Here is a 5,108-nt window from a genome sequence, read left to right as displayed (position 1 = left end):
AGAACGAGTTCGCGTCAATCTGACGCGAACTCTTAGTCAACTGAGTACTTTTACTTGATTATTTGGATCGTTTAGCGATCGCCCCTCATACTTCAGTTATACTACATATTGAAGTGCGGAATGTGGGTTTAAAGCATCTAAATTCTAAACAAACTAGCATGATACGCTTTTACCTGTTTGTCAAGTGTGCTTGCTTTTTTTGCTATCGTTGCAATGCTAACCACTCCACTTAAAGCCGTTTGTACTGCAAATGCAGCACAAGGTCGTTAGCTTGTTTCGCTTTTGAGTTGAGACGGTACAGAAAGGTGATCTAATCGTCTAGCAGGATTAAATCTGCCTTAAGTTCTTGGGCTAAAAGAATAGCTGCGCGTTCTTCGAGATTAACTAGAGTAGCGATCGCATTCGATTGGGATTTGTATAGATGATATTACCTCGAATAATACAGGAAATTTCCGATCGGCATCAGTTCAGCATTTCAATGTATCAAAAACAATCTTTCAACAGCTCTAGCCCCTAACCTCTTGCCTTGTGACAGTTCAAGATTTGGACTATGACTGTTAATCCCAGTTCGATGTTTTAAAGGATTCGTCACGGCTTGCCTCGTGACAGTTCAAGATTCGGACTATGACTGTTAATCCCAGTTCGACTCAAAACAGTATACTTCTTGCATAAGCAGCCAATACGACAGAGATAAGTCGGACTGCAACTCAGCAATAATCCCTCTGGTGCAAGAATTCCGCCAAATGTCATGTCTTCTCAACCCAACCGTCCTCTGAGACTAGAACTCACCGTCAGTGCATCCAACCCCCAATTGCTTACAGGGTTAGATAGCTGGTTGCGTTTGGGTTTACTTAGTGATGCCCAAGTGAAGCAGTTGTGTAAAAGGTCTTTATCCTGTCGCTGGCTGCCACCAGAGGTTGTCCCAACTCCACCCCTTCCTGAAGTTCAACCCGAAGTCCAACCCGAAGTTCAACCAACTATTGAACAACCACGGGCTGCCAGCCTTTGGTCTGAAGTTCAACCTGAAGCTCAACCCCGCCGGGACGTTCAGACACCAGTTGTAACCCCTACTCCCTCACTTCCCTCTCGGATGTGGCAGTCGTTTCAGGATGAACTGAGTGTCCGGTGGCTGATGTTCCTGGGTGTCTTCCTGGTTGTTGTCTCGTCTGGTGTATTGGCTGCTACCCAATGGCCTAACTTTCCGCCTGCCGGACAGTACGGTGTGTTGTGGGGATACACCGTCATTTTCTGGGGAGTCGGTATTTGGGCATCTAAGCAACCGAATCTGCGGTTAACAGCTCAAACCTTGCAACTCGTTTCCCTGTTGCTGGTGCCTGTTAACTTTTGGGCAATGGATGGCTTTGGTTTATGGAGTCATCCTTGGGAATGGATTGTTGTAGGCGTGGCGGCTTTTACCCTCACTGTCATTATTATTCTTAATCAAACCATCCGGGAAGACTCCGCACGCCTCACCTCTCGCGCTTCCCTAATTTTATGGCTGAGTTACTTGCATTGGGGTTGGCAGTGGTCGGGATTTGCCCTCATCGCCGTATATTTAGGCGTGGTGGGAACGGCTATTTTTCTCCCTAAACGCCGCCGATTGCAACCGAATACCTCACCACCTGCCAATGAATCCTTAACGGCACTGGCAAGGAATATCTTTCCTAACGCACCGACTGGCAGTTCTGTTGTTATTTACGCCCTCATTGTCCTGTTAGCACGGGGAATTTTTGTTGTTGGATTACCTATCGAACAATTAGGATTAGCCATTGCTATTTGTGGTTGGCTATTAGCACGACTGGGAAAACCACCCGAAACCCCACCGGAGTCAGTATTTTCCTCCGGTTCCCAACTTTGGGATGCCATTGGTGCAGGGTTATTATTCATTGGCTGGTGGGTTGCAGTCGGAGAACCCTTTCCCTGGCAAGCTGTTGCGGTTAGCGGACTTGCAATATCCTTTTTTGCCCAACGCTTATACTATTCTGGGCGGCGTTGGGATTTGGCGGCGATTTTTGTTATTGGTTTGCAAATGCTGTTTTTGCTGTGGCGATTAGTTCCCTCAGAATTACAGCAAACTGCGATCGCTATTCTAACCCAACTCCTCGGTTCACCCCCGGAAGCGTTACTGAGTTTGGCACTCTTTCCCTATGTAATTGTATGGGTCTATATCATAGACTGGTTATACCGTCAACCCGTAGAGAGGTTCCATGCAACGTCTCTACAACCATCCCGTACAGCATTTTTACAGTTAGCCCATTTTGGGGAATGGTTGACGCTCGGACTGGGTGTACTATTAACTCTAATCGGGATGCTCAATCCTACGGTGCGATCGCTTAATCTGTTGGTATCAACTCTGACTCTAGCGATCGTTACTCACCGTCGCCTTCCCGTTAGAATTCCTTTAGTCTACCTAACCCATATCACAGGTTTACTAACTGTAGTCTCCGCAGTTAATTGGTGGTTCCCTACCCTAAACGCGCAAGCTTGGGCAGCAATACTACTGGTTCTCATGGTAGGAGAATGGAGCCTCAGTACTCTGCAATCGGAAAGTTTAGCTGCCAGAAACTCTAACACCCACAACGAACAATCCCTATTCCTCACTTGGTATCAAAGTTGCTGGCATATAGGTTTTGTCCTAGCCGGACTCAGTTATATCCTAGTGTGGAATAATAATCTCCCCTTCGTTTTGGACGAAACCCCTCCCCTTGGGCAATGGCAACTCTTATGGTTACTCACCCCCTTAACCCTAACCGGAGTTGCCACTCGTACCGCCCCACCGCGACGCATCCATGCATCCTGGTGGAGTGTTGCGGCTTTGGCGATGGCACAATTGCTGACGCTGTCATCACCAGGGCTAAGATGCGTCAGCTTGGGGTTGGCGACGGGGCTGATGTTAATCAATACCCGCTATTTACGCCAAGGGGCATTAGTCTATCTCACCAATATCACAGGTTTACTAACTGTAGTTTCCGCAGTTAATTGGTGGTTCCCTACCCTCAACGCGCAAGCTTGGGCAACGGTATTACTCGCTCTCATGGTAGGAGAATGGAGTCTCAGTACTCTGCAATCGGAAAGTTTAGTTCCAGGAAACTCTACCACCCACAACGAACAATCCCTATTCCCCATTTGGTATCAAAGTTGCTGGCATATAGGCTTTGTCCTCGCAGGACTTAGTTATATCCTACTGTGGAATAACAATCTCCCCTTCGTTTTGGGCGAAACCCCTCCCCTTGAGCAGTGGCAACTCGTATGGCTACTCACCCCCTTAACCTTAACCGGAGTTGCCACTCGCACCGCCCCACCGCGACGCATCCATGCATCCTGGTGGAGTGTTGCGGCTTTGGCGATGGCACAATTTCTGACGCTGCCATCACCAGGGCTAAGATTCGTCAGCTTGGGGTTGGCGACAGGGCTGATGTTAATCAATACCCGCTATTTGCGCCAAGGGGCATTAGTCTATCTCACCAATATCACAGGTTTACTAACTGTAGTCTCCGCAGTTAATTGGTGGTTCCCTACCCTCAACGCGCAAGCTTGGGCAACGGTATTACTCACTCTCATGGTAGGAGAATGGAGTCTCAGTACTCTGCAATCGGAAAGTTTAGTCCCAAGAAATCCTACCACTAACTCTGAACATCCCCATTCCCTACTCCCCATTCCCTATTACCTATTCCCCGTTTGGTATCAAAGTTGCTGGCATATAGGTTTTGTCCTAGCAGGACTCAATTACACCCTACTTTGGAATAACAATCTCCCCTTCATTTTAGGTGAAACGTCTACCCTTGAGCAGTGGCAACTCTTATGGCTACTCACCCCCTTAACCTTAACCGGAGTTGCCACTCGCACCGCCCCACCGCGACGCATCCATGCATCCTGGTGGAGTGTTGCGGCTTTGGCGATGGCACAATTCCTGACGCTGCCACTACCAGGAGTGAGATTAGTCAGTTTAGGGTTGGCTACGGGGTTGATGTTAATTAATACCCGCTATTTGCGCCAAGGGGCAGCCGCAGCTATTACAATTGGCTTCGCCCTTAGCTTCATTGCCGCAACCCTTTGGGACGGTATTCCTGGATTACCGCCATTATCTGTAGGAGATTGGTTTTTAGCAGGTGCGATCGCAATTTTCGGATTATGGTTATTGCGAAGTTTACTCCGTCAACGTCCTGGCACTCTAGCTGCATTGTACGCCCAAGCGTCTGATGATTGGGCAGTCGGACTCTGGGGGGTTGAACTGTTACTACTAACCCTCCACGGCTGGGGGAGTTATCAGGAACTTTTCACGTCGGGTTGGCAGTACCTAATCGCTTCTATTTTGATTGGCTTGGCACTTCTCTACCGTTCTTGGCAGCTACTCTCCAATCTTAGAGTTTATGCTATTGCTTGGACAATTGAACTAAGTATTGCAGAAGGCATTCTCCTAGCTAACGGTTCTCCACTCACCTTAGCAACAGCCAACATTATCCTGGCACTCCTCACCCTTGTCTTAACCGATTGGTGGTTAACCCGACACTCTTCCCATTCCCCTAATCCATCCGTTACATCCGTTACAAAATCCGCTGCCACTTTATCCCGTATCTCAACTAGTCTGGAAATCTTACCCTTACTCTACGTTTTACTCGGCATCGGCTTGCGTTGGAATTACTTTACCTCCTATACCGGATTGCTAACCTTGGGTGCGGCATTAACGGGAATTGGGATAGGGCGTCGTCGTCTTGAATGGAAGGGTATCAGTTATCTCTCCATTGTAGGGATTTCCATCGCCTGGTACGAACTGGTGATTTACCAGATGCTGCAAGCACCGGGGGGAAATCCTGCTGATGGTTTCACCATTTGGGCAGGAGTCGCTGCTGCGATCGCAATTTTATACCGCTCCTTAGCCTGGTTTTGGCAGAAGCGTAGCACCACGTTACTAAACTTCAGTATCACCGAAATTGAGATTACAGCTCACATCCACTGGGCAATTGGCAGTGCGCTGATGGTACTCGTTGCTGGGATGTCTTTCGGTACAACGCCACTCCTTCGACCGGTTGGACTTGCCATTGGTTCGGCACTCGCTGGTTATGCTCTGTTACAGGGGCGCTTTGAAAGGCTGGGGAGCGGGGGAGTAA

General features: G+C 48.5%; 1 protein-coding gene. It reads left to right on the top strand.

Annotated elements, in window-relative coordinates:
- Positions 1–748 precede the first annotated feature (748 nt).
- A partial coding sequence (locus IQ257_RS28705) for a hypothetical protein (protein ID WP_193933438.1) occupies positions 749–5,108 on the top strand: 4,360 nt, incomplete at its 3' end.

The sequence above is a fragment of the Coleofasciculus sp. LEGE 07092 genome, from assembly GCF_015207375.1.
In the GTDB taxonomy this organism is placed as follows: Bacteria; Cyanobacteriota; Cyanobacteriia; order Cyanobacteriales; family Coleofasciculaceae; genus LEGE-07092.
The sequence above is the reverse complement of the archived record's forward strand: the minus strand, read 5'-3'. Positions and strand labels throughout refer to the sequence as shown.